22 protein-coding genes are annotated in these 24,674 nt (G+C 65.0%); 5 read left to right on the top strand and 17 right to left on the bottom strand.

Annotated features, from left to right (window positions below):
* Positions 1-23: 23 nt before the first annotated feature.
* From ACSFDB_RS11770 to ACSFDB_RS11755, 4 genes are all read right to left on the bottom strand, one after another.
* Positions 24-650, bottom strand: coding sequence for a GNAT family N-acetyltransferase (locus ACSFDB_RS11770; protein WP_440771184.1), 627 nt, complete (start codon positions 648-650; stop codon positions 24-26).
* A gap of 187 nt (positions 651-837) precedes the next feature.
* Positions 838-1,794: a phosphatase PAP2 family protein gene (locus ACSFDB_RS11765; RefSeq protein ID WP_440771183.1), complete on the bottom strand. Its 957-nt coding sequence runs from the start codon at positions 1,792-1,794 to the stop codon at positions 838-840.
* Positions 1,795-2,059: 265 nt separating this feature from the next.
* A complete protein-coding gene (locus ACSFDB_RS11760; protein ID WP_440771182.1) occupies positions 2,060-2,995 on the bottom strand; it encodes a DUF7983 family protein in 936 nt (311 codons plus the stop codon).
* Positions 2,996-3,152: 157 nt separating this feature from the next.
* The gene (locus tag ACSFDB_RS11755) at positions 3,153-3,818 is read right to left on the bottom strand and encodes an HAD family hydrolase (RefSeq protein ID WP_440771181.1); all 666 of its coding nucleotides are present in this window, start codon (positions 3,816-3,818) and stop codon (positions 3,153-3,155) included.
* 114 nt (positions 3,819-3,932) lie between these two features.
* On the opposite strand from ACSFDB_RS11755, the gene ACSFDB_RS11750 reads away from it, so the two are divergent.
* Both ACSFDB_RS11750 and ACSFDB_RS11745 read left to right on the top strand, forming a co-directional pair.
* On the top strand, positions 3,933-5,609 hold the full coding sequence (locus ACSFDB_RS11750; RefSeq protein WP_440771180.1) for an aldehyde ferredoxin oxidoreductase C-terminal domain-containing protein: 1,677 nt from the start codon (positions 3,933-3,935) through the stop codon (positions 5,607-5,609).
* A gap of 65 nt (positions 5,610-5,674) precedes the next feature.
* Positions 5,675-7,561, top strand: coding sequence for a S9 family peptidase (locus ACSFDB_RS11745; protein ID WP_440771179.1), 1,887 nt, complete (start codon positions 5,675-5,677; stop codon positions 7,559-7,561).
* A 264-nt stretch (positions 7,562-7,825) separates the two neighbouring features.
* Here the strand turns inward: ACSFDB_RS11745 and ACSFDB_RS11740 are convergent, their stop codons facing one another.
* From ACSFDB_RS11740 to ACSFDB_RS11690, 11 genes are all read right to left on the bottom strand, one after another.
* Entirely contained in the window at positions 7,826-9,046 is a 1,221-nt protein-coding gene (locus ACSFDB_RS11740; protein ID WP_440771178.1) for an MFS transporter, read from the bottom strand.
* Between the two features lie 148 nt (positions 9,047-9,194).
* Positions 9,195-9,476: a MoaD family protein gene (locus ACSFDB_RS11735; protein WP_440771177.1), complete on the bottom strand. Its 282-nt coding sequence runs from the start codon at positions 9,474-9,476 to the stop codon at positions 9,195-9,197.
* A gap of 93 nt (positions 9,477-9,569) precedes the next feature.
* Positions 9,570-10,949 carry a uracil-xanthine permease family protein gene (locus ACSFDB_RS11730; RefSeq protein WP_440771176.1) on the bottom strand — a complete coding sequence of 460 codons (1,380 nt, stop codon included), beginning with the start codon at positions 10,947-10,949 and terminating at the stop codon, positions 9,570-9,572.
* A 163-nt stretch (positions 10,950-11,112) separates the two neighbouring features.
* On the bottom strand, positions 11,113-11,658 hold the full coding sequence (gene hpt / locus ACSFDB_RS11725; RefSeq protein ID WP_440771175.1) for a hypoxanthine/guanine phosphoribosyltransferase: 546 nt from the start codon (positions 11,656-11,658) through the stop codon (positions 11,113-11,115).
* A gap of 102 nt (positions 11,659-11,760) precedes the next feature.
* Positions 11,761-12,507, bottom strand: coding sequence for a hypothetical protein (locus tag ACSFDB_RS11720; protein ID WP_440771174.1), 747 nt, complete (start codon positions 12,505-12,507; stop codon positions 11,761-11,763).
* A 105-nt stretch (positions 12,508-12,612) separates the two neighbouring features.
* Entirely contained in the window at positions 12,613-13,209 is a 597-nt protein-coding gene (locus ACSFDB_RS11715) for a DJ-1/PfpI family protein (RefSeq protein ID WP_440771173.1), read from the bottom strand.
* Between the two features lie 139 nt (positions 13,210-13,348).
* Complete coding sequence (locus ACSFDB_RS11710; protein WP_440771172.1) at positions 13,349-13,729, bottom strand: hypothetical protein; 381 nt, start codon at positions 13,727-13,729, stop codon at positions 13,349-13,351.
* Positions 13,730-13,852: 123 nt separating this feature from the next.
* Positions 13,853-15,022, bottom strand: a complete 1,170-nt coding sequence (gene dnaJ / locus ACSFDB_RS11705) for a molecular chaperone DnaJ (protein WP_440771171.1) — start codon at positions 15,020-15,022, stop codon at positions 13,853-13,855.
* 201 nt (positions 15,023-15,223) lie between these two features.
* Entirely contained in the window at positions 15,224-15,811 is a 588-nt protein-coding gene (locus tag ACSFDB_RS11700) for a hypothetical protein (RefSeq protein ID WP_440771170.1), read from the bottom strand.
* Positions 15,812-15,905: 94 nt separating this feature from the next.
* Positions 15,906-17,837: a molecular chaperone DnaK gene (gene dnaK / locus ACSFDB_RS11695; RefSeq protein ID WP_440771169.1), complete on the bottom strand. Its 1,932-nt coding sequence runs from the start codon at positions 17,835-17,837 to the stop codon at positions 15,906-15,908.
* Positions 17,838-18,027: 190 nt separating this feature from the next.
* Positions 18,028-19,158, bottom strand: coding sequence for a nucleotide exchange factor GrpE (locus ACSFDB_RS11690; protein ID WP_440771168.1), 1,131 nt, complete (start codon positions 19,156-19,158; stop codon positions 18,028-18,030).
* Between the two features lie 181 nt (positions 19,159-19,339).
* Between ACSFDB_RS11690 and ACSFDB_RS11685 the strand changes: the two genes are divergently transcribed.
* Both ACSFDB_RS11685 and ACSFDB_RS11680 read left to right on the top strand, forming a co-directional pair.
* Entirely contained in the window at positions 19,340-20,806 is a 1,467-nt protein-coding gene (locus ACSFDB_RS11685) for a DEAD/DEAH box helicase family protein (RefSeq protein ID WP_440771167.1), read from the top strand.
* Positions 20,807-21,123: 317 nt separating this feature from the next.
* On the top strand, positions 21,124-22,047 hold the full coding sequence (locus ACSFDB_RS11680) for a manganese-dependent inorganic pyrophosphatase (RefSeq protein ID WP_440771166.1): 924 nt from the start codon (positions 21,124-21,126) through the stop codon (positions 22,045-22,047).
* A gap of 32 nt (positions 22,048-22,079) precedes the next feature.
* Here the strand turns inward: ACSFDB_RS11680 and ACSFDB_RS11675 are convergent, their stop codons facing one another.
* Together ACSFDB_RS11675 and ACSFDB_RS11670 are read right to left on the bottom strand one after the other, a co-directional pair.
* On the bottom strand, positions 22,080-22,268 hold the full coding sequence (locus ACSFDB_RS11675) for a hypothetical protein (protein ID WP_440771165.1): 189 nt from the start codon (positions 22,266-22,268) through the stop codon (positions 22,080-22,082).
* A 104-nt stretch (positions 22,269-22,372) separates the two neighbouring features.
* Positions 22,373-22,945 carry a hypothetical protein gene (locus tag ACSFDB_RS11670; protein ID WP_440771164.1) on the bottom strand — a complete coding sequence of 191 codons (573 nt, stop codon included), beginning with the start codon at positions 22,943-22,945 and terminating at the stop codon, positions 22,373-22,375.
* 140 nt (positions 22,946-23,085) lie between these two features.
* Here ACSFDB_RS11670 and ACSFDB_RS11665 point away from each other — a divergent pair, with 140 nt between their 5' ends.
* Positions 23,086-24,630, top strand: coding sequence for a DUF790 family protein (locus ACSFDB_RS11665; protein ID WP_440771163.1), 1,545 nt, complete (start codon positions 23,086-23,088; stop codon positions 24,628-24,630).
* The last annotated feature ends 44 nt before the right edge of the window (positions 24,631-24,674 follow it).

Raw genomic sequence — 24,674 nt, 5'->3', positions numbered from 1 at the left:
AACCGTCTCTGGATCGATTCGAGCTAGCGACCCGTATCGTACTTGTACGTCGCCGACTCGGGGTCGATCCCGAAGTCCTCGGGGGAGTCGTCGTCCGAGGCCTCATCGCGGCCGTCCGGCGCCCGTTTGAACGCCTCCCGGAGCCGTTCGGGCAGCTGGAACTCGTCGACGTCGATCTCGAGCGGGACCGCGTCGGGATCGACTCCCTCGCGTTTGTCCTCAAGTCGCTTCTGTAACGGCTCCGGCAGCGCCGACTCCTCGATTCGGCGAAAGCCGAACTGGGCGAGATAGCTCCCTTCGCCGGTCAGGCTGTAGACGGTCTCGAACCCCTGATCGCCGGCGTACTCGACGAGGCGTTCGACGACGTGCGCGCCGACGCCCTGACCGCGCCAGCTCTCGAGGACGCCGATGCTGGTCAGCTCGCAGACGTCGTCTGCGTGCCCGCCGGCGCGACCGGAGTCGGTGTCAGTCGACGCACCGTCGTCTCGCTTGTGTACGCGAATGCGGCCGAACCCTGCCTTTTCCCCCGAGGTTTCGTCGACGGCGACGACGTAATCGCGCGAGCGGAACGCCGTCTCGTCGAGTTCCATAGCCTCGATGGCGTCGAGCAACCAGACCTCCTCTCTGTTTTTCGCGTCCCGCACGTACATGATTCGAAGTAGGGGGTGTATCTCCAAAAGCGTTTGCGGGGCGACCTACTCGAGGGCTCGTTCTTTGGCCGGGATGTCGTCGTCGTTCGACGGCACTGCCGAAACGTCGCTGTTGCGTCGCCATTGCGTCGCACGACGATCGAATGGAGGTTCGACGCGACCCACGTTCGGCGCGCTCGAGTCGCCGTCACCGCCGGGAGTCGTGATCCCCGCGACTGATCTGCAAGCCGATCAGTCGCCGGCTGCGACGTTTCGTCGCCGTCCAGAACGCGCCCGTCGGCGCGATCCACGGAACGAGGATGACGGCCGCGAGGAACAGCGCGGACCAGACCACAATGAACGCGCGGTTGCCGATCCCCAGGTCGGTGACGAACCACGTTCCGACGACGATGGAGACGCCGACGAGGGGAGCCACCGTCTCCCAGAGGGTGTCTCGCATTCGGTCTGCGATCGCCGGGGCAAAGTGCCAGGCGAGCACCGCACCGATACCCCCGCCGAAGGCGATGTGCGAGTTTCGGCTCCCGACGTAGATGACCGCGATCAGCGCGAAGAGGAAGCCGACGGCGAAGGCAGCCGTCGTCTCGCCGTACGACGTCCGTCGGGGGACGTACCGCCGGCCCAGGTAGTAGACGGCGAGGAAGCCCAGCGCGTAGGCGATGCCGCCGATGACGTCGCCCGGAAAGTGGACGGCGAGCCCGACTCGAGTGAAGCCGACCCAGCCGATCACCGCGAGACCGGCCACGGCGCGTTTCCAGAGCGTGCCCACCGGCAGGTCGACGACGATCATGCCGACGATGATCGTCGCAGCCATCGCGTGGCCGCTCGGAAAACTCGTCGTGGAGATGTGTGCGGCGTGTTCGTACCAGGGGACGAACCAGCCGGGGAACGCGCTCCCGTCGACCGGCGGGCCGACGATCGGTCGACTCGCGGTGTGGTACGATTTCGTGATCGACATCAGGCCGTAACAGCCGATGATACCCCCGAGCCACGGCGCGACGAGGTCGCGGTTGGCCCAGTAGGCGGCGATCATGGAGGGGGCGATCAGGTAGATGCTCCCGAGATACGAGAGGACGACCATGACGACGCCGAGCCACGTCGGAACGGCGTCACGGACGGCTTCGACGGCAGCGGGGTCAAACCACATCGGCTGATAATTCAAAATAGCTAACAGTATTTCTTTCGATCGCGATCGATCGAGTATCGAACCGTTGTAGCGCGACCAACGTCAGCCCCGACGGATCGTCGTCATCGAACCGCTCTCGAACGCGTCGTTCGATCGGTACGCCAGCACCCGTTGCCCTCTAACGTACCGTTCGATCGGCGTGTCACCGCTTGCGCTCCCGAACGAACGAGTCGACGAGCAGGATTCGCGGTCGGAACGAACTCGAGAACGGCCCTACGCTTCCGGCTTACCCCGTCGTTAACGCCTCCTCGAGCCGATCCTCGATCGCCTCGAGTTCGTCCTGTAGCGACTCTCCCTGGGCGTCCTCGAGCTCCTCGATACGGTCGGCGAGCCCCTGCAACCGCGAGTACTTCTCGTCCTCGTCGACGCCGATTTTCTGGACGTAGACGTCCTCGCTGGTGTCGTAGACGTCGTCGTCGGCGAGGTCGGTAACGGAGAGGACGACGTCCAGTTTGTCCCGGTCGACCCCCAGAACCCACTCGCGGGGGATGGCGTGCTCGTCGAGCGCGGCGAGGACGGTCTCGTCGTCCTTCGGCCGGCGACGCTCGCGGGTCGTTCGCCGGACCGTGCCGAAACGACCGTGAAGCTCCTGATCGGGTCCGAGGCGCTCGAGCAGTTCGTCTCGCGCCGCCGCCCGTACGCCGTCGGCGCCGCGCTGGACGTCCGAGGCGAGGACGTAGTAATCGGTCAGTGCGTCGGTGTCGAGCGAGTCGAGGGCGTCGAAATCGTCGATCTCGAGTCGCTCGACAAGATGGGCCAACAGGATGGCATCGTCGTGGACGCGCTCGGGCGGCGTCCGCGCGTCGGCCGCGGAGACGAGGAACGGGCTCTCGCCGCCGGTGGCGTCCTCGGGGGCGGTGACGATCGACCCGTCCTCGACGGTGTACGATTCGGAGAGCGTGATCACCGCGGCGTAGGGCTCGACGCCCGGCTGGAGATCGTCGACGGCCATCGCACCGCCCTCGAGTTGCTCGTCGAAGACGCCGAACTGCTCGCGCCAGAGGGGTCGTTCTTCGGTGCTGTCCGCAAAACGGACGAGAATCCGGTCGTCCGCGGTCGCCTCGACTCTGAACGGCCGCTCGGAGAGCGGCGTCAGCAGTTGCGCGCCGGCCGGGACGTCCTCGCATCGCGACCGAAGTTCGGCCCAGTTCTCGTCGTTCATGCGATCCACTCCCACCGTCTCGCGCAAAAAGCGATGGCTGGAATCTGCCCGGTCGTCCCCGCTACCGGATCGTGTGGGGCGCGTAACACACGCGAGGGGGGTCCCCACTGACCGTCATATTACATTGTCGAAACGTCCTCACCGATCGAGAGTCGGATCACTCGAGGAGCGGCGGTACCTGCGTAAGCGAGGAACAGTGATACGTGGGTGCCACGTCGAGGGCGTCGTCGGCGGATTCGTCGTTCGAGGACTCGCGGGAGAGCAACACCGAGTCGATACCCGCATTGTCGGCGGCCCGGACGTCGACCGATCGATCGCCGACGTAGAGCGCAGACTCGGCCTCGAGGGTATCCATGGCGGCTTCGATGTTCGCCGGGTCGGGCTTCCGACGGGCGAGGCCGTCCGGCGTCAGGGCACAGCCGTAGACGGTCTCGAAGAGCGGTCGGAGCCGGCTCCGGTCGAGGACGGTCGTGACCACGGTGGGGTGGTTGTCGCTAACGATTCCCAACGGTAGGTCGAGCGATCGAACGACGCTTACGTCGTCGTAGACGGAACGCAGCCCGCGCTCGATTTCGCCGAGCTGGGTACGGATCAGTTCGCGGGCGGCCCGCGTACAGAAGACGTCGGTGTCGATCTCGAGGGCCCGGCATCTGTCGGCGATCGACTCGAAGTCGCCGCGAACGAGTTCCTGAAGCGTCTCCGCTGCCGGTCCCGAACGATCGAACTGCTCGTACGTGCGGCCGAGCGCGTCGGACAGTCGGCGAGTGGAGGGCGTCTCGACGACGACGCCGTCGAAGTCGAACAGAACCGCGTCGTACTGCATCACCGGATGGGTATCTGCTCCGGGACAATAACTCTACTGAGGAGCCGCTGACGCTGGTAATCACGTGTGCGTCCGTGGCATACATCTAAGGCCTCCTGTCTGCAATCCTGTGACATGCTCCACGCTACAGGACCGCTGCTCACCGTCAACGTGAGCGAGCGGACTGCGGACGAAACGGTGATAGACGACCTGCTCGAGGCGACTGTCGGCGGTCGGGCCACCGCGACCGCCCTCGCCCACGACCGGATTCCATTCGACGCAGACCCGTTCGGACCCGAGAACCGGGCGTACCTCTCGACGGGACCGCTCCAGCAGTCCCAGATGTCCTTTACCGGACGGATGAACATGACCGGGCTCTCGCCGCTGACCGACGGCCTGGTCTCGACGAACGCCGGCGGCTACCTCTCGCGGAACGTCGTCGCGACGGGCTACAGCGTCCTCGAGATCACGGGCCAGAGCGACGAACTGCTCGCCGTTCACGTCACAGACGACGGCGTCGAGTTCGAGGAAGTGCCGGAACTCGAGGGCGCGACGGTGCCCGAAACCTCAGACTACGTCGAGAATCAGCACGATCTCGGCCCCGAACACTGCATCGCGATCGGGCCCGCTGGCGAGAACCGCGTTCGGTTCGCGTCGGTGATGACGTTCGACTCGCGAGCCTTCGGCCGCGGTGGCCTCGGGGCCGTGCTGGGCTCGAAGAACGTCAAGTGCGTCACGTTCGACGGGGACGTGGAGCCGCCGCTCGAGATTCCGAACCCGCCGGAGTCGGACATCCACCGGGAGGCAGCCACCTCGGACGACCGAATGCGTCGCCAGGGGACGACGGGCGGGACGGAGTTCATCAACGACAACTTTTCACTGCCAACGCGGTACTTCCGGGAGTACGAGTTCGAGGGCGCGGCGGACATCGGCGGCAACGCCGTCGAGGAAAAGAAGTACAAGAAGGGCGCCTGCTCGGCCTGCGCCTACGCCTGCAAACTTCCGACGCGGGACGAAGCGAGCGGCGTCGAAACCGAGGGGCCGGAGTTCGAGACCGTCTACTCGTTCGGCTCCCAGCACGGGGTCGACGATATCGTCGACGTCATGCGAGCCAACGAGCTCTGTGACACGCTCGGGATGGATACGATTTCGGCGGGCGTTACCGTGGCAGCGTACCTCGCCAGCGAGGACGAGTTCGGCAACGCTGAACTCGCCCAGGAGATCACCGAAAAGATCGCCCGTCGGGAAGGTGTCGGCGACACGCTCGCGGAGGGCGTCGCCCGCTGTCACGACGAACTGGGTGTCGAGAACTATACGGTCAAGGGGATGGAGTTCGCCGCCCACGACGGTCGCGTCCTCCACGGTCAGGGGCTCTCCTACGCCGTCGCGAACCGCGGCGCCGACCACATGTACGCGAGCATGCTGAGCCTCGAGTACGCCGGCCAACTCGATCCAGAAGGCACCCTCGGCAAAGCCGAGACACTCGTCGACCAGGAGAACCACAACGCGTTCCGCGACACCGGAATCGTCTGTGCGTTCGGCGACGACTATGTTACCGAAGAACGCCTCGAGAGCCTGTTCGACGCCGACTACGCGGATCTCATGCTCGTCGGGGCACGAACCGTCGAACTCGAGCGCCACTTCAACAATCAGCGCGGCTTCGACCGTGACGACGACGGCGTCCCGTACGACCTGCCGGACATCGAGGACGCGATCGCGGAGTACTACGACGCCCGCGGCTGGTCCGAGGAGGGGGTCGTCTCCGACGCGAGACTCGAGTCCGTGACCGGAACTGCGCTTTCGGACGATTAGGGACGGCCAGTTCTTCCCTTGCTACTTCTCGAAGTATTAAGTCAGTGCGTTGTCACGGTGCACCAATGAACGACTCAGACGACAGCGTCCTCGAGGAACTCGCGGGGCTACCGACGATCGCCCATCCGACCGTCTCGCCGTCCGGCGACGAGGTCGCGTGCTACTACGACGTCACCGGTCAAAACGAACTGCACGTCGTCGACGTCGAGAACGGCGACGTCGAGCGCTGGTCCGATGGCGAGGTGCCGCGCAACGCTCGCTGGTTCGTCGCGTGGGGCGCCGACGGCGACCGCGTCTTCTTCCACCTCGACGACGCCGGGGACGAGCAGAACGATCTCTACGCGCTGTCCCGCGACGGCTCGGTAGAACCGATCGTCGAGATGGACGGCCAGGTCGTCCTGCAGGAGGTCGGCGAGGACGGCGAGACGCTCCTCGTCGGCTCGAATCGGGACGGCCAGTTGAACGTCTACCGGCACGATCTCTCGAGCAGCGAGACGACCAAGATCACCGACTACGAGCGAGCCGTCTGGGACGCCCACCTCTCACCCGACGGCGAGCGGATCGCGTACGCGACCAACGAGACCGAGGATTTCGACAACCGGGACGTCTACGTCGCGAACGCGGACGGCTCGGACCCCAGGAATCTCGAGATTGGCGAAACCGGTGCCGAAGCCACGCCGACGGACTGGGGTCCGGACGGCGAGTGGCTGCTCGTCGGCGACAACACGACCGACCTCGGCCGTATCGGCGTCTACGACTTCGGTACCGATGACGTAACCTGGTACGGCGACGGCGAGTACGACGAGCAGCCGATCGCGGTGCTCTCCGGCGGCGACCGACTCCTCGCCACCCGCAGTCGGAATGCGAACGCCGTTCCGGTCGTCTACGACCGAGAGTCGGGCACCGGCCGGGAACTCGAGCTCCCCGAGGGCGTCACCTCGTTCGGGATGGGACCGACCGGACTCAGCGTCGACGAAGATCGGATCCTCCTCGAGCACACCAGCCCGACGCGCCGTCCGGAACTGCTGGTCTACGATCTCGAGAGCGACGAGTACGAAGTCCTGCTCGAGGCCGAGTACGGGCCGTTCGATCCCGACGACTTCGCCGATGCCGACTACCTGACGTTCGACTCGGACGGCGTCCCCGAGACGCCCGCCCGAGCCGTCGAGCACGAACCCTACGACGAGTTCGAGATCGGCGCGCTCCTCTACGACTCCGGGGAGCGGCCCTCGCCGCTGATCGTCAACCCCCACGGCGGCCCGCGCAGTCGCGACGACACGTCCTTCGACCTCTACGCGCAGACGCTGGTCTCGCAGGGGTTCTCGGTGTTACAGGTCAACTACCGGGGATCGACCGGACGGGGCCGCGAGTTCGTCGAGGAACTGCTCGAGGACTGGGGCGGCGCCGAACAGGGCGACGTCGCGACGGCCGTCGAGTACGTCCTCGAGCGCTACGACTGGCTCGACGAGGACCGCGTCGTGGTCTTCGGGGGCTCCTACGGCGGCTACTCGGCGTACTGGCAACTGGTCCAGTACCCCGATCTCTACGACGCCGGAATCGCCTGGATCGGTCTCACGGACCTCGAGGAGATGTACGAGACCACGATGGACCACTACCGCATCGAGCTGATGGAGAAGTACCTCGGCACGCCCGCGGAGAACCCAGACCTCTACGTGGACCGTTCGCCGCTCACGCACGTCGAGAATCTCGACGCCCCCATCTGCATCGTCCACGGGGTCAACGATCGACGCGTTCCCGTCTCGCAGGCGCGACTGTTCCGCGAGGCGCTCGGGGCACGCGGGGTCGAGGCGGGCGAGACTGGCGCGTTCGAGTACCACGAACTCGGCGAGGAGGGTCACGCCTCTTCCGATCAGGGCCAGAAGCTTCGGCTCTTTCGGCTGTTGACGGACTTCCTCGAGCGGCGCGCCGACGGGGAACGAGCGGACGCCTGACCCACGAGCGAAACGCAAAACCGGGCCACGCGGGTATTGTCGGCGTGTAATGCGTGGCCCGTTATCGTATTTGGACACGGCGCGACCAGCCAACCGTCGGACTTGCTATCGCCTGACCGCACGACAGCCTCGTCTCCTCAGTCGCATAAATCCATGCCAGCCAACCTCATGCAAGGTGTGGTAGTAGCTGGACCAATCTCGACTTGCTGAAGCGGCGTGCCGAACCATACTGAAAGATCTTCGAAACAGTCGATGACTAATCGGTCAGTCACGCCGTTTCGTCATCGCGAGGAAGCCGGCTAGCAGGAGTCCGAGCGCCGGGAAGAGGGCGAGGACGAGAAAGAGGAGGGACGTCCCGCCGTAGGTGAGGGCGACGCCGGCGATGGACGCCCCCGCGGCTCCGATGCCAAAGACGCCGAGATACGTAAAGCCGAACGACAGCCCGTGAACGTCCGCGGTGGCGTATTTTCCGATCAGCGCTTGATGGATCGGGGCTTCGACGTAGACGAAAAAACCGAGCGCCGCACAGATCAGCAGCGTCGCGACGAGCCCGGCGTTCGTTGCGAGGGGAAAGAGCAACGAAACGGCGATCAGCGCGGCGAACGCGCCGACGATGGCCCACTCGGGCGAGCGGTAGTCGCTCACCCGTCCGCCGACGTACTGCCCGACGGCACCGATCAACAGTAGGCCGGCGTAGACGTACTGACTCGGTTCGAACGTCTCCCCGGCAATGATGATGGGATCGAAGACAGGGAGCTCTGCGAGGACGTCCGGGAGGAACGTAAAGACGCCTCGGTAGTACGTCCCCGCGAGCATCGCGATGACGAACACGACGGCGAAGCTGCCGACGAAGAGGAGCTTCGTCCGCTCGAGCAGGGTCGTTATTCCGGCGCTCGAGTCCGTACTCGACGTGGCTTCGGCGTCGACACCCGCCCGCTCGTCGAAACGAAAGATCGAAGCCGCGAAGACGGCGACGAGCGCGGGGACGGCGAACAGCGCGGCCACGAGCCGCCAGTCCAGTAGGGTTAGTGCGATCGCCGCCGCGAGCGGGCCGACCGCGGTCCCGACGTTTCCCGCGACGCCGTGGTACGCGAGGACGGTTCCCTGCTGTTCCGAGCCGCGGGTGATCAGCGAGAGTCCCGCAGGATGGTAGAGGCTCGCCGCGGCACCCCACAGCACGAGCGCGACGCCGAGCAGCCAGACGGACGGCGCGAGGCTGACGAGTACGAAGCCGGCGCCCATGCCGATCATCGAGAGGACGACCAGCCGTCTCGAGCCGTATCTGTCGGCGAGCGCGCCACTCGGCAGCGCGCCGAGCCCGATGAGCCCGTAGCCGACCGCGACCACCGTCCCGAGGACGGCCGGCGAGACGTCGAACGCGTCCAGCCAGACGACGACGAACAACGGGATCGTGAGCTCGTAGAGGTGGAACGTCGCGTGCCCGATCATCGTGAATCGGGCGATTGCGCGATCGTTCCGGTCCATGGCGTGGCTAATCAGGTGTACTGGTTAGTCGTTCCGATCGGTACAAGGTAGCAGGTACTCGAAGGCGAGTACGCGTTCGCTGACCGATTCGGAGGGATGATTCGCGATCAATCGCGATGTCGGTCCGCGTCTCGGTTCCGTCGGCAGGTTAGCCACCGTACACCGACGGCACCAACCGAATCACGTCGGTCTCCTCGAGCTCCGTCTCGAGACCGTCGATGTGCGTCACGTCTCGTTTGTTCTTCGTGACGACCGCCTTTCCCACCGGTTCGGTCCCGTCGTCGGACACGAGTCGTCCCTCGAGGTCGGGGTACGTCGACTCGAGGTCGAGGAGGAGTTCGCCTACGTGCTCGGCGTCCGTCTCGTAGCGGACGGTCTTCTCGCCGACGGCGTCGCGAAACGGGCCGAAGAAGACGCACTCGAGTTGCACGACACGAGATTCGACGTAGCACCTCTTAAATCGACGGTGTCGAGTTCGGCGGGTGGACGATCGACGGAGGCGGCAGACGAGACGAAACGGGAGTTAGTCGTCGCTCGGGCCGACCGATGGCTCCGATTCGGCGGACTCATCCGCAGGGGTGTCGAACAGCGGACTCTGCTCGCCGGGGACGAACGTGTTGAGCAATAGGGCCGACAGCGCGGTCATGATGACGGGTTCGCCGAAGAACGTCTCGGCTGCGTTCGGGAGCCCGGAGAGCGCCTCGGGGGTCGTCGCGACGCCGAGTCCGAGGCCCAGCGAGACCGCGACGATAACCATATTTCGACGGTCGAGGTCGGTGTGAAGGACGATCAGTCTGACGCCGCTGGCGGCGACCATGCCGACCATGAGCAAGACGGCACCCCCGAAAACCGCGCTGGGAATCGTCGTGACGGCGGCACCCACCTTGGGACTGAGTCCGAGAATCGCGAGGATCACGCCGCTGATGCCGACGACGTGACGGCTCATCACGCCCGTGAAGTTGACGATGCCGACGTTCTGGGAGAACGACGTGATCGGAAACGCGGCGAAGATGGCGCCGATCGAACTCAAGAGGCCGTCGTTGAACAGTCCGCCGCGGAACTCCTTGTCCGTCGGATTCCGGCCTTCTGCAGCCGTAACACCGGACATGTCACCGACGGTCTCCATCGCGGAGACGAGAAAGAGAAAGGCGAAGACGACGATGGCGATCGGTTCGAACTCGAAGCCGAACCTGGTCGGCGAGGGGACGGCGACCCAGGCCGCCTCGCCGATCGGCGAGAAGTCGACCAGCCCGAACGCGACGGCGACGACGTAGCCGATAGCGATCCCCGCGAGGATGCTCAGCAGTCGCGCGATGCCTCGAGTGAACAGGTTGAGGCCGACGGCGATAGCCAGAACGAGCGCGGCCAGACCGATGTTATGAAGCGCGCCGTAGTCGTCGGCGCCGACGCCGCCGGCAGCGTAGTCCATGGCGACGGGAATGAGGTAGAGACCGATGATGACGACGACGAGTCCGGTGACGAGCGGCGGGAAGAAGGGTTTGATGCGTTTGAACTGCCAGCCAATGAGACCCTCGACGGCGAAGCCGGTGACGAGAATCGCCCCGAAAACGGCGGCCATGCCGTAGTCGATCCCGATCGTCACCGCCGCGCCGACGAACGTGAAACTCGAGCCCATCACGATCGGCAGGCGAGCCCCGACGGGACCGACGGTGTACGCCTGTACGACCGTCGCCAGCCCCGAAAACAGGAGAACCATCTGGACGATGTACGCCGTGTCGGCGACGCTGAGGCCGACATCTCCCGCCACAATGAAAGCGACAGCCGTCGCCGGAACGATCATCACCGCGACGTGTTGAAGGCCGAGTAAAAGCGACTTCGGCCACGGCGGCCTGTCGTCGAGTCCGTACTCCAGTTGAATACTCCCGTCCGTTTCGTTCGACATGCTATGGCCGCCACGTTGCGGATCGCCCACTAAAAAGATTCGTATATGAGTGTATATAGGTGCACAAGATGGCCGTGTTTACCCATATTCGTGTATATCAGAATGTGCCGTGGCGACACACGACAGGCACTCGGTTTCGTCGTCAGTTCTCGCTCACAATCGGTTAGTGAACGATGACTTCTCCGTCTTCGACCGTGATGTCTATGAGGCTCGTCGCCTCGAACTCGGTCTCGTCCAGCGCGGACGGTCCGACTTTTCGCATTACGACGACGATATCCTCGATTGCAGCGCCGATGTCATCCAGTGCGGTACAGATGGAGGCCAGCGTGCCGCCCGTCGAGAGCATATCGTCGACGATGAGGACGCGATCGCCCGCCTCGACGTCGTTGATGTACATCTCCGACTCCGAGTAGCCGGTCTGCTGGTGCAACGAGACCTCGCCCTCGAGGCCGTACGGCCGCTTGCGGATCACGACCAGCGGGATGTCGGTCTGAAGCGAGAGCGCGGTCGCGAGGTGGATGCCCATCGCCTCCGGGGCGACGATCTTGTCGACGTCCAGGTCGGCCGTCTGCATGACCTCGATGACGACCTCCCGTAAGAGGGCCGGATCCAACATCGGCACGCCGTTACTGATCGGGTGCACGAGGTACTCGTAGCCGTCTTTGTCGATGATCGGCGCGTCGTCGAGCGAGGCGAGGAGTTTCTCCATGCGGCCGATTGGCGCAATCGGGGGAAAAACGGTTCGTTCTCGCGTCCGTTCGAGACCGGTCACCTCCCGCGTCCTCGAGGCCGACCCGTCCGTTCCGGCCGGTCACTCGAGGGAAACGTCGCCCAGTTCGATCCGGGTCGGCTCCGGCACCGACTCGCTCGAGAGCCCGTACTCGCCACGCTCGGCCGTCGTCTCGTCTGCGTCGCCGGTAAGAACGATCACACCGTCGGCGAGCATCGGTGCGAGAACGCCCGCGATCACGGCTCGAGGGTCCGCGAGCGACTCGCGAACAACGACGCGGTCGCCGGCCTCGAGGCCGTACGATTCGCCGATCTCGCTGGCAGCCTCGAGCGCATCCTCGTGACTCACGTCCCGTGCTCCGTCGGTCAGAAGTACCGTCTCGGGATCGACGTCCAGCGGCGGGAAGGCGGGGTTTTCGCTCCAGACGCCGGCGTCGAAGTGGTGGATGTCGGGCTCCTCGGGTTGCTGGCCGTAGCCGACCCGCTGGGCGCCGCGTGGGAGAGCGTAGTCGCCGGACTCGAGGGCAGCAACTGGGGCGACGAGCGCGCGGAAGTCGTCCGCGTCAGCGAGGTCAGTCGGCGGCTCGAATTGCGTCGTCCCCTCGAGCAGCGTCGTGCCGAAAAAAGCGAGCAGGGGGAGCGGTCCCTCGCCGACGATACCGACGGTGACGTCCCTACGGACGCCCGCGTGGCGCAGGAAGTTCCCGGCCTTCCAGGACGTCGTACACAGCCAGTGCGTGTCGAACTCCCGGCCCGTCGCGTCCACGAGCGCCGTGCGATCGTCCCGGAGGTCGCGCGTGAGCAGGTCGTCCACTGTCTCGGCGGTCATGTGCGTGACTCGAGGCCCGGTCGAAAAAAGGTCGCCGACTCGAGGCGACGTAATTGCGGCAGTGGCCGTCATACGACGGGACTCGCGTCCCGGCACCCGTCGTCGTCAGTCGTCCGCCGCCGCGGGCGCCGCGTCTTGGTGGTCGATCTCGGTGCCGAGACACTCGAGGAACTCGGCGAGCCACTCGGGGTGGTCCGGCCAGGCCTGTCCCGTCACCAGGTTCCCCTCGCGCGTGACGCCGTCCGCCCAGTCGCCGCCGGCGATTCGGACGTCGGCCTCGAGTGCCGGATAGCCGGTACAGGTCCGTCCCTCGAGGACGTCCGCGGCGGCGAGGATCTGGACGCCGTGACACAGCGCGGCGACGGGTTTGTCTTCCTCGAAGAAGTGACGCGTGATCTCGAGGACCTCGTCGTACGTCCGAAGATACTCGGGCGCGCGACCGCCGGGAACCACGAGCGCGTCGTAGTCTGCGGGGTCGACGGCGTCGAAGTCGTGATTCAGTTCGAAGTTGTGTCCCGGTTTTTCGGTATAGGTCTGGTCGCCCTCGAAGTCGTGGATCGCGGTCGGACAGGTGTCGCCTTCGTCCTTCTCGGGACAAACGGCGTGGACCTCGTGGCCGACCATCTCGAGCGCTTGGAACGGAACCATCACTTCGTAGTCCTCGACGAAATCGCCAGCGAGGAGCAGGATCTGGTGTGACATGGGTATCTCCACGTGTTGGTTCGACGACACCCGTTATAGAGTGTGTTGGATGATACCGTGACACTCATGGTGTCGAATACGATCGATCCCCTGCATTCGATTCGCCGAGAGGGCTGTCGAAGTCGGGGATGTGCGAGGGTCACTCCGTTCGGGATGCTCGATAGCCGTCGATAGATTCGGTGAGGAGGTAGGCGACGAGCGTGAGGCCGATAATCGCGGTTCCGATCGACTCAATTTCGACGGTTGCGACGGTTCGGTCGCCCCAGTAGGCAATCGCCGCCCCCGTGGAGAAGAGCACCGCGAGCAACGTCACGTACCGCCACCGTGACGCGACCGGTACCATCCCGTCTTCGCCGCGGACGGCGAGATAGAAGTGTGCCCCGCCGAGTACGAGTCCGTAGAACAGCAGAAACGCCGGGACCGACGGGACTGGACCGTCGGTGGCGGCATCGACTGCGAGCAGGCTACCGAACGCCAACCCGACGGCGACGAGGTGGACGGCCGTCTCGCGGGATATCATACTCAAACAGTATCGACGAACAGAATAACTCTTGTGGAATAGTCAGGCCAGTATCAGTTTCTCGTCTCGAGCCGCGGTACGAGGTTACAGAGGTGGGATCCGGCGACCCCACGAACTCACGGGCTAAAACGCCCGCTTGATCTTCTCGAAGAAGCCTTCCTTGATCTCGATCTCGTCGCCACCGGCTTCGGCGAACGCCTCGAGCGCGTCACGTTGGTCCTCGTTCAGGCTGTCGGGCGTGACGATCTGGACCTGCACGAAGAGGTCGCCGTGCCCGCGACGGCGGAGCCGAGGCATGCCCTTGCCCTCGAGGCGGAACGTCTCGCCGCTCTGGGTTCCTTTTGGGATTTCGAACTCAGCAGCGCCGTCGAGGGTGGGCACTTCGACGGTGTCGCCGAACGTGGCTTGCGGGAACGAGATGGGGAGCCGATACTGGAGGTCGTCGCCGTCGCGTTCGAACTCCTCGTGGTCGCGGATCGAGACGTCGATGAGCAGGTCGCCGTGGCGGCCGCCTTCGGGGCTGGGTGCGCCCTCGCCTTCCATCCGGAGCGTCTGGCCCTCCTGAATGCCCTCCGGGACGTCGACGGTCAACGAGGCCTCGTTGCGGACGTAGCCCTCGCCGCGACAGTCGTCGCAGCTCTCGGAGTACAGCGTCCCGTCGCCCTCACAGCGGGGACACGCCGTCGTCTGCTGGACGCGACCCAGCGGCGTCTGCTGGACCTGGGTCACCTGGCCGCGACCCTGACACTCGGGGCAGGTCTCCGAATCCGCATCGGGCGGGTGACCCTCGCCGTCGCAGGTGTCACACTCCTCGGGTCGTTCGACGGTGAACTGCTTTTCGACGCCGTCGTAGGCCTCCTCGAGGTCGATCCGGAGCTCGGTTCGCAGATCACGGCCCTTCCGCGGTCGCCGTCGTCCGCGACCGCCGCCACCGCCGCCGAAGACCTGTTCAAAAATATCGCCGAGCCCGCCGCCCATGCCACCGCCGCCACCGCCCATGCCGCCGAACGGTCCGCCACCCATCCCGCCGGCGCCGCCCGCCTCGCCGGCGTCGAAGCCGTGTTTCTCGGCCTGTTCGTAGCGGTCGTGGCCCATCCGGTCGTACGCCTTGCGCTTTTCCTCGTCCGTGAGGACCTGCTTTGCCTTCTGGATCCGTTTGAACTTCTCCTCGGCGTCGGGGTCGTCGCTGACGTCCGGATGGTACTCCGTAGCCTTCTTCCGGTACGCCTGTTTGATGTCCTCGGTCGACGCATCGGGGCTCACGCCGAGTGCGTCGTAGAAGTCCTCGCTCATTCGTTGTCGAACCGATACTCGGTTGAGCCACTTGAAACGAACGTTCCGTCCGTCGCGGCGTCGGATTCGTTACTACCCGCTGTCGGTGGTCGGCAGACGGGTGATTCGAACCGTCAGTACGAACGGGTCCGCGGCTCGACACGATCCGTTTCGAACGCGCGTATCGAACGGGTGGTCTCGGCGCTGTGAGCCTTGCCGGTGTCAGCTCACATCGGCGCGAAGCGTCTCCTCGTTCTCGCGACCGTCGACGATCGTCATCTCGAGTTCCGCCGGTGGATCGTCTTCGACGGTGATGCGAACGAGCGCAATCGGAAAAGACGGCGCGTCGTCGCCCACCTCTTCGCCGGTCGCTCGCGCCGTGACGGCCAGTCGGTCGTCCCGTCGCTCTAAGGCATCCACTTCGATCGCCGCGTCGCTCGTGTTCGGCCACTCGGTGACGACCGAACACAGCAGTTCCCGTTCGAAGTCGGTCTCCGTGACGAACTCCTCGGTCGCCGACGGATCGGTGGCGTCGATCTCCTCCAGCGGCGCCCGATCGTGTGCGTCGGCGGCCGATTCGAACACCTCGAGCGAACCGACCGCGTCGTCCTCGAGCGGGTCGTGAGTCGCCCGAAAAAATCCGACCTGATGGACATCGTACTCGAGGCCATCGTCGGTCGTCTCTGGCGGATCGTCATCTTCCGTTCCGTCGTCTGGAGCGCTCTCGCCGGCGTCGTCCTCGCTCAGGCACCCGGCCATCGGTGTCGTGAGTGCGATAGCCGTACCGACGAGCGTACTGCGTCGGTCCATACTCGATGCGACGGGAAAACGTGTGAAAAACGTCAGGGTAGCTCAAACGCGGCTTTTACCGCGGTGGCGAGATCAACCGTCGTCGCCAACTCCTTCAGTCCTCGTCCTCGTCCTCGACTTCGTCGGCGATATCTTCGAAGTCGGCGTCAACGTACTCCTCGCCTTCGCCGCCGGCTGCAGCGCCGTCCGGACCGGGGTTCGGACCGCCGCCCATACCACCGGGTCCTGCGCCCGCGGCACCGCCGGCCGCGCCGCCTGCGGCACCGCCAGCGCCTGCAGCGCCGGCTTCCTGATAGATCTGCTTGCCGATCTCCTGCAGTTCCTTGCTCAGGTCTTCGGTCGCGGCCTCGATGGCATCGGCGTCGGCGTCCTTGTCGTCGATCGTCTCCTCGAGATCTTCGACGGCCGCCTCGATGTCGCCGCGGAGGTCGTCGTCGACGTCCTCGTTCTCCTCTAAGAGCGTCTCGGCGCGCTGGATCGTGGCCTCGGCGGTGTTGCGGGCCTCGATGCGCTCGCGCTTTTCTTTGTCCTCTTCGGCGTGTTTCTCGGCTTCGGCCTGCATCTTCTCGATCTCGGTGTCGGAGAGTCCGGCACCGCCCTCGATGGTGATCTCCTCGCTTTCGCCGGTGCCCTTGTCCTCCGCGCTCACGTTGACGATCCCGTTCTCGTCGATGGAGAACGTAACTTCGATCTGCGGCGTTCCGGCGGGTGCTGGCGGGATACCGGTCAGGTGGAACTCACCGAGCATCTCGTTTTTCTGGGCCAGTTCGCGCTCGCCCTGGAAGACCCGAACCTGGACGGAGGTCTGGTTGTCTGCTGCGGTCGTGAAGATCTTCGACTCCTCCGTCGGAATCGTCGTGTTCTTCTCGATGAGTCGCTCGAAGAGACCGCCCTTGACCTCGATACCGAGCGAGAGCGGCGTGACGTCGAGCAGGACGATGTCGTCGACCTCGCCGCCGAGGACGCCGCCCTGAATCGCCGCGCCCAGCGAAACGGCCTCGTCGGGGTTGACGTTCTTCTGGGGCTCTTTGCCCGTCAGATCCTCGACCTTCTCTGCAACCTGTGGCATTCGCGTCGAGCCACCGACGAGGAGCACCTCGTCGATGTCGTCTTTCTCGTAGCCCGCATCCTCGAGCGCCTGCTCGGTCGGCTCGACGGTGCGGTCGATCAGCTCCTGCGTGAGCGACTCGAACTTGGCGCGAGTCATCGACTCCTCGAGGTGGATCGGGCCGTCGTCGGTCGCCGTGATGAACGGCAGGTTGATCTCGGTCTCTTTCCGGCTCGAGAGCTCGATCTTGGCCTCCTCGGCGGCGTCTTTGAGCCGCTGGAGCGCCTGTCGGTCGTCTCGGAGGTCGATGCCGTGTTCGGCCTCGAACTCGTCGGCGAGCCAGTCGATGATGGCTCCGTCCCAGTCGTCGCCACCGAGGTCGTTGTCACCGTTGGTCGCGACGACTTCGTAGACGCCGCCGCCGAGATCGAGAATAGAAACGTCGAACGTACCGCCACCGAGGTCGTAAACGAGCACGGTCTGGTCGGAGTCGTCGTCGAGGCCGTACGCCATGGAGGCGGCCGTCGGCTCGTTGATGATGCGCTCGACCTCGAAGCCGGCGATCTCGCCGGCGTCTTTGGTCGCCTGGCGTTGTCGATCCGAGAAGTACGCGGGGACCGTGATGACGGCCTTCTCGACTTCGTCGCCGAGGTAGTCTTCGGCGTCGCGTTTGATCTTCTGGAGGATCATCGCCGAGATCTGTTCCGGCGTGTACTCCTCATCGTCTACCTCGACGGTATAGTCTTCCTCGCCGATGTGGCGTTTGATCGAGGCGATCGTCTTTTCGGGGTTCTGAATCGCCTGATTCTTCGCCGGTTTGCCGACGAGTCGCTCGTCGTCGTCGGTAAAGGCGACGACGGAGGGTGTCGTCCGTTCGCCTTCGGCGTTGACGATGATCTCCGGATCGCCGCCTTCCATCACCGCGAACGCGCTGTTCGTCGTCCCAAGGTCAATTCCGAGAATCTTGTTGCTCGCCATCGTGGCAGGCTATTGTGCGCACTTTGTTTTAAAGGTTACTAGGCGGTATCGTGAGCCGAATTAAATTCACTCAAACGCCCGGGGACGACGGGAGCAGCGGCTGAAACGACTCGAGTAGATTCGACTTTGGCGACGATAATATGGTGTCGGTTGTCGAGAATGATCGGGCGATGAGCGGCTGACTGCTCTCTCAGTTGGCAGTTCCGTCGGAGTCGGTAGGGGCGTCCGCTTCGACGTCCGCGGACTCGTCGCTCGCGACCTCGCCACCGAGTTCGATCGCCGCGCCCTCGTCCTCTTCGTCGGCCGATTCATCGGCGTCGTCGGCAGCCGCATCGTCACCGCTCGAGTCCGCATCTGTGTCCGGCGTTTCGGACGCTTCGTCGATCTCTTCGTCGTCTTCACCATCGGCGTCACTCTCGTTCGTCGTCCCTTCCTCGGCCTCGAGTTCGCCGTTCGAAACCGTCACCTGTGCGTTCTGAATGACCTTATCGCCCATCTCGTAGCCGGGCGTGTAGACGTCGGCGACGGTCCCCTCCGGCTGTGCGCTGTCGACCTGCATCATGACCTCGTGGCGCTGCGGGTCGGTCGCGGTGCCGGGGTCGGGATCGATCTCCGAAACGTTCTCGTCCTCTAAGATGCGGTCGAACTCCCGTTTCGTCATCTCGACGCCCTGCCGGAGGCTTTCGGCGTCGTCGCTGTCCTCCTCGAGGGCGCGTTTCAGGTTGTCGCGAACGCCGAGCAGCCGTTCGACGAGGTCCTCCGTCGCTCGGTCCTTGATCTGCTGCTGGCGCTTCTTGGCCCGCTTCTTGTAGTTCTGGAAATCGGCCTGTTTGCGCTTGAGGCGACTCTTCAGATCCTCGACCTTCTCCTCGTGTTCCTCGACCTGTTCCTCCCGACTCTCGAGTTCGTCCTGTAGCTCGCCGATGGTCTCGGCCTGTTCTTCGACGCGCTCGGAGAGGTCCTCGAGTTCCTCGCGCTGGTGGGCGACGGTGCCGTTCAGATCGCGGGCCTCGTCGACGATGGCGCTGACCTGGTGGGCGAGGTCGTCGTCGTACTCGGTCACGTCGTCGAGCAGTTCCTGAATGTCCTCGCTCGTTTGGGGCGCTGCGGAGGGTTCGCCGTCGGATTCCTCGGTGGCGTCCGCCGCAGCGACGCTCGAGTCGTCGCCGTCCGATTCGGCGTCGCCAGCAGGGACGGGGTCGGCGTCCGACTCGTCCGTAGCTGAAGCGGCGGATTCGCCGTTGGCCATCTCGCCGTCGTCGGATTGCTCCTCGGACGGGACACCTTGGGCTGTGGAGTTCGTGCCCTCGTCTTCGCTCATGTGCCAGTCAAGGAACAGCGGTAATAAAAGGGTTGAGGTAGGGGGCCGACGGCCCTCGATTTGCCATCGGCCGTCGACGCCTTCCGACCGCATTCGTGGACTCGTTTCGACTGCGTTCGGTGTCCTCCCTGCCTCGTCGAATTCCCGACAGTATTTGTTCGCCCCGCTCGGATCGGTCACCGTGACGCGGCCACGCGAGGAGCGGACGGATCCGGGACCGATCACGCTCCGCTACGAGAACGGCACCGTCCGAATCGACGGACTCGAGGAGACGGCCGTCTCCCCAACATCACTCCGAGAGTCGGTTCCCGACCTCGAGTGCGACCCGCGGACCGACGGCTGGCGCGTGCCGGCGTTTCGGTACGCAGCGCTCCGCACCGCCCTGCTGGACGCAGCCGTCGCCCCCGATCGAATCGATGACCGCGTGCTCGACCTCGACTCGCTCCCATCGCTCCGGTCGGCGTACGAACTTCGCGCGTATCAACAGGAGGCGCTCGAGACGTGGCTCGAGACGGATCGCTGGAGTGCGAACGCGGCGGACGACGGCTCGGTTACCACCGCGCCCGCGGGCGTCCTCGAACTTCCGACTGGCAGCGGAAAGACCGTCATCGCCCTGAAAGCGATCGAACGGCTCTCGGTTCCGACGCTCGTCGTCGTCCCGACGATCGACCTGCTCGAGCAGTGGCAGCGCGAACTCGAGCGCGAGTTCGACTGCGACATCGGCCGGTTCGGCGGCGGCGAACAGCGTCTCGAGCCGATCACGGTCTCGACGTACGACTCGGCGTACCTGAAAGCGGATGCAGTGGGCGACCGCTTCGGGCTGGTCGTCTTCGACGAGGTCCACCACCTCGGCGGGGAGGGCTACCGCGAGATCGCTCGCCTGCTCGCCGCCCCCGCACGGCTGGGGCTCACGGCGACGTTCGAGCGCCCTGACGACGCCCACGAGATCATCGAAGAGATCGCCGGCCCGCTCGTCCACCGCGTCGACGTCGACGAGTTGGCGGGCGATCACCTCGCGAACTACGACCTGAAGCGACTCGAGGTGGCGCTCACGCCCGACGAACGCGAAGCGTACGAGCGAGCCCAGGAGACGTTCGCGAACTACCTCGCGCGCTCGGGTATCCGGATGCAAAGCGGCTCGGACTACCAGGAACTCGTCAAACGCTCCGGGAGCGATCCCCAGGCGCGCGAGGCGCTGCTCGCTCGCCAACGCGCCCGCGAGATCATGTACGGCAGCGCGGCCAAACTCGAGGCGCTCGAGGGGATTCTCGACGACCATCGCGAGGAGCGGACGATCGTCTTTACCGCTCATAACGACCTCGCGTACGACGTCAGCGAGCGGTTTTTGATGCCGACGATTACCCACCAGACGGGAGCCGCGGAACGTCGGGAGCTCCTCGAGCGGTTCCGCGACGGGACGTACACCCGGATCGCGACCTCGAACGTCCTCGACGAGGGCGTCGACGTCCCCGACGCCTCGGTTGCCGTCGTCCTCTCGGGTAGCGGGAGCGAGCGGGAGTTCGTCCAGCGGCTGGGCCGGATTCTGCGCCCGAAGACCGACGGGAGTCGGGCGCTTCTGTACGAAGTCGTCTCCGAAGATACGGGCGAAGAGGGCGTCTCGAGTCGCCGTCGCGACGGTTCGCGATAAGACGACCGGTACGTCGGATTCGATCACGCTCGCGAAGTCCTCGTCTTTCGGGACCTCCTCGGGGATGTACCCCTCCGGAATCGCCCACGTGTGGGTGCCGGTCATCACCGAAAACGACGGCGGAGACGCGGATATCGCACTGGCTTGTACCCTCAGGGACGTCTCTGCGGGACTCGAGCGTCCGTGAGTGAACGCGCTCGGTCCGTGGGTCATCGTGCCCACGGAAAGTCAGCGCGTGCTATTCCGAGGGGGGGTTGGGGCCGCGACTTTCGCACCAAATCGCCTATCTTCTTACCGCAGTAGGGTGACGTTCGACCATGTCACAACCCAGTTACGTCATCGGTCACCAGCAGCCGGATACGGACACCATCATCTCTGCGATCGCCTACGCGCGGTTGAAGCAGGCGCAGGGAGAAGACGCCGCCCCGGCTCGAGCCGGAGCGATAAACCCGGAGACGCAGTTCGTCTTGGATCGGTGGGAGGTCGAGAAACCGGCACTCCTCGAGGACGCCGCGGGAGAACGCTTGGCCCTCGTGGATCACAACGAGCACAGTCAGACCGTCTCCGGCGCACGGGAGGCCGAGATCACCGATATCGTCGACCACCACCGAATCGGCGACGTGGAGACCAGTTCCCCGATCTTCTTCCGGAACGAACCGGTCGGCTCTACGGCGACGATTCTCACGCGGCTGTACGACGAAGCGGGCGTGGAGATCGACGCCCAGACCGCGGGCCTGCTGCTCAGCGGACTGCTCAGTGATACGGTCGTCCTCCGGTCGCCGACGACCACCGACACGGACCGGACCGTCGCCGAGCGACTGGCCGATATCGCCGATGTGGACTACGAAACGTACGGGAAGGAACTGCTCCAGCAGAAGAGCAAACTCGGCGAGAAGGAGCCTCGAGAGATGGTCCTCGGAGACTTCAAGGAGTTCGAGTTCGGCTCCCACGACGTCGGCATCGGACAGATCGAAACGGTCGAACCGGACGCCGTGTTGACCCAGCGCGACGCCGTGCTCGAGGCGATGGACGAGGTCGTCGCAGAGCGGGGGTACGCCGTGCTCGTGTTGCTCGTCACAGACCTCCTCGAGGAGGAATCCACCGCTCTCGTCGCGGGCGACCACGCGGAGACCGTCGAAGCGGGACTCGACGTTTCGCTGACGGATAGAGAGGCGTTCCTACCCGGCGTGATGTCCCGCAAGAAGCAGGTCGTGCCGCCGCTCGAGGACGCGTTCCAGTAGTCGACCGTCATTCACACGGCACCACGTCGTTTTCACTCGAGTTCCGGGCGCACGTGGTCTCCGAACGCCTCAATAAACTGCTCCTGATTCGTGTTGACGTTGTGGAACACCCGGTCGACGTCGAGTTCGAAATCGGCCTCGAACCAATGTGTCGAAAAGCCTGCTGAGATTCGATCTGCTACTGTCGACTCCGTTCGGTCGGGCGGGAGTACTCGTTTCACGCGAATCGATAAAAGAGTGATTCCGCGCAGAATGTACTGTTCAGTATTGAATACGGTCCCGGACGATTCAGTAGCGCCGGTTGCCCGCTCGAACCGGTCGTCGTTCACGAGTACGTGTGTGGGTTCCACTCCCCGCCGAGTTCCGTCCGCTTGCTGGTCTCGAACGACCCACTCTCGAAAGTCGTGACGCGGCCGGTCTCCTCGCTCAGTGTCAGCGCCGAGATCACGTTCTGCCGCCGCGAGGTGTCCAGCGCGCTCATGTGGCGCGACCCCATCCAGTCTTCGTACTCGGCCCCGGCCGGGTCGACGGTCTCGAGTTCGCTCGGCAGGAGATCCGTAAACCGGACCATCTGTTCCTGCACGACCCCGTCGACGCTGACGACGAGCGCTCCGTCTCGGTTCATCGCGACCTCTCGAGCCGTCTCGAAGAAGTTCTGGATGTCCAAACAGACGTCACGACAGCGATCTGTCGGCCACCGGTTTCGGCCCATCGGGTCCGCGAACTCCGCGACCGAGGGGCCCGTAACGACCGCGACGTACATTCCGGGTCCCTTGACGTACTGTTCGTTCCAGCGGTCGAAGTTCAGGCTGATCGACTCGAGCGTGTGGGTGAGACAGTCGATCAACTCCTGGACGCCCTCGTGGTCTTCGTAGGCGATCCGGAGGTCGTCGTCCATACCGTTCGTACGTCCCGGATCCCCGTAATCTCGCTGCCTGAACGAGGGCGGACCGGCGCAGCTATCCGACGAACGTCCGCGCGGCACAGGTCGCAGGCGAGCGAGCTACTTTTGAGCGGGCCGCGCCGATACCGAGATGGATGCTGACGAAGGATCTGTTGCGCGTCTCGCGGGCCGGCGGCGGTTACCATCCCCAGTTCGCCGACCGGGAGCACCGACCGCTGGCCGCCCGCGTGATCGGGACCTATCAGGGCCACGTCGGCGAACCTCGCTCGGCGCTCGAGGATGCGCTCACCGACCTCGAGCGCGACGCCGAGGACTTCAAACTCGTCCGCGGCTTTTCTGCCCTGCTCGAGCGCGAAGCGACGTTCGAGACGGACGCCGCCGTCGGACCCGAACGCGCTCGAAAGGCAGCGTTCGAGGCCGCCGAAGCCGTCGGCGTCGTCACAAAGGACGAGCGAGCGATGGCGCTCGTTCGGGCCGGCGAGTCGCTCGGGATCTCGGCGGACGACCTCGACCGGGCGCTGTACGCCGACCTCGAGGAACGGCAGCTCCTGACCGAACTCGACTCGCCGTGGGATCCCGACGGCCTCGTCGCGCAGTACAACCTCTCGCTGGCCCAGACGGCGCTGTTCGACGCGACCGAGATTCGCGTACGCTCGAGCGAGCCGAAGGCGCTGATTTCGGCGATCAAACGGCTGCGACTGATGTACGAGATTCGGCGACTCGAGGGCGAGAGTGCAAACGACGGCGACGACGGGTCTGAAACTATCGTCGAACGCGAGGTGATCGTCACCGGACCCACCCGGCTCTTCCGAGCGACCCGCCGGTACGGCACCCGTTTCGCGCGACTCCTGCGAACCGTCGCGAAAGCCAACGAGTGGCACCTCGAGGCGACCGTCGACGACCGGGGAACCGAGCGTACGCTCGCGCTGTCTCACGAGGATCCCGTCCGCGTCCCCGACGCGGATCCGGTCGCCGAGGTCTCCTTCGACAGCGGCGTCGAGGCCGACTTCGCCGCTCGGTTCTCGAATCTGGGTCTCGAGTGGGACCTCGTACGGGAGCCGGCGCCGCTCGCGACCGGCACTCGAGTGATGATCCCGGACTTTGCCTTCGACTACGAGCACGCGGAGTTCCGCGTCTACTTCGAAATCATGGGCTTCTGGACGCCCGAGTACGTCGCGAAGAAGCTCTCTCAACTCGAGGAACTCGAGGACGTCCAACTGCTCGTCGCGGTCGACGAATCGCTGGGCGTCGGCGAAGAGATCGCCGCCCGGGATTTTCGGGCGATTCCCTACACTAACACCGTCCGCGTCAAGGACGTCGCCGACGTCCTCCGGGAGTACGAACGCCAACTCGTCGCCGAAAGCGCTGCCTCGCTGCCCGACGAACTGCGGCCCGACGCGGATGTCGTGTCGCTCGAGACTCTCGCTGCGGACCGCGGTGTCAGCGAGGACGCGCTCGCCGATGTCTCGACGCCCGAGCACGAGCGAGTCGGCCGGACGCTCGTTCGCCCGACGGTGCTCGACTCGCTCGCCGCCGATCTCGAAAGCGGGATGGATCTCGCGGAGGCCGAGTCCGTGCTCGAGGACGTGGGGATCACCGACTCGAGCGCGCTCCTCTCGGCGCTCGGCTACCGCGTCGAGTGGGAGGGGCTGGCGGGTGGGACGCTGGTCGAACGGTAGCGTGAGCCCGCATGGCGCCGAACAGCTATTCCATTAGTAGGGAG

Source organism: Natronorubrum amylolyticum, assembly GCF_052040145.1.
In the GTDB taxonomy this organism is placed as follows: Archaea; Halobacteriota; Halobacteria; order Halobacteriales; family Natrialbaceae; genus Natronorubrum.
This window is presented reverse-complemented; position numbering and strand designations above follow the sequence as displayed.

Bases quoted from the DNA above. Each gene is read 5' to 3' on its own strand.
- ACSFDB_RS11670 (WP_440771164.1), bottom strand. From the start codon at position 22,945: ATGGACGACGACCTCCGGATCGCCTACGAAGACCACGAGGGCGTCCAG.
- ACSFDB_RS11750 (WP_440771180.1), top strand. From the start codon at position 3,933: ATGCTCCACGCTACAGGACCGCTGCTCACCGTCAACGTGAGCGAGCGG.
- ACSFDB_RS11690 (WP_440771168.1), bottom strand. From the start codon at position 19,158: ATGAGCGAAGACGAGGGCACGAACTCCACAGCCCAAGGTGTCCCGTCC.
- dnaK (WP_440771169.1), bottom strand. From the start codon at position 17,837: ATGGCGAGCAACAAGATTCTCGGAATTGACCTTGGGACGACGAACAGC.
- ACSFDB_RS11745 (WP_440771179.1), top strand. From the start codon at position 5,675: ATGAACGACTCAGACGACAGCGTCCTCGAGGAACTCGCGGGGCTACCG.
- dnaJ (WP_440771171.1), bottom strand. From the start codon at position 15,022: ATGAGCGAGGACTTCTACGACGCACTCGGCGTGAGCCCCGATGCGTCG.
- ACSFDB_RS11730 (WP_440771176.1), bottom strand. From the start codon at position 10,949: ATGTCGAACGAAACGGACGGGAGTATTCAACTGGAGTACGGACTCGAC.
- ACSFDB_RS11665 (WP_440771163.1), top strand. From the start codon at position 23,086: ATGCTGACGAAGGATCTGTTGCGCGTCTCGCGGGCCGGCGGCGGTTAC.
- ACSFDB_RS11715 (WP_440771173.1), bottom strand. From the start codon at position 13,209: ATGTCACACCAGATCCTGCTCCTCGCTGGCGATTTCGTCGAGGACTAC.
- ACSFDB_RS11740 (WP_440771178.1), bottom strand. From the start codon at position 9,046: ATGGACCGGAACGATCGCGCAATCGCCCGATTCACGATGATCGGGCAC.
- ACSFDB_RS11760 (WP_440771182.1), bottom strand. From the start codon at position 2,995: ATGAACGACGAGAACTGGGCCGAACTTCGGTCGCGATGCGAGGACGTC.
- ACSFDB_RS11770 (WP_440771184.1), bottom strand. From the start codon at position 650: ATGTACGTGCGGGACGCGAAAAACAGAGAGGAGGTCTGGTTGCTCGAC.
- ACSFDB_RS11720 (WP_440771174.1), bottom strand. From the start codon at position 12,507: ATGACCGCCGAGACAGTGGACGACCTGCTCACGCGCGACCTCCGGGAC.
- ACSFDB_RS11710 (WP_440771172.1), bottom strand. From the start codon at position 13,729: ATGATATCCCGCGAGACGGCCGTCCACCTCGTCGCCGTCGGGTTGGCG.
- ACSFDB_RS11755 (WP_440771181.1), bottom strand. From the start codon at position 3,818: ATGCAGTACGACGCGGTTCTGTTCGACTTCGACGGCGTCGTCGTCGAG.
- hpt (WP_440771175.1), bottom strand. From the start codon at position 11,658: ATGGAGAAACTCCTCGCCTCGCTCGACGACGCGCCGATCATCGACAAA.
- ACSFDB_RS11700 (WP_440771170.1), bottom strand. From the start codon at position 15,811: ATGGACCGACGCAGTACGCTCGTCGGTACGGCTATCGCACTCACGACA.
- ACSFDB_RS11765 (WP_440771183.1), bottom strand. From the start codon at position 1,794: ATGTGGTTTGACCCCGCTGCCGTCGAAGCCGTCCGTGACGCCGTTCCG.
- ACSFDB_RS11680 (WP_440771166.1), top strand. From the start codon at position 21,124: ATGTCACAACCCAGTTACGTCATCGGTCACCAGCAGCCGGATACGGAC.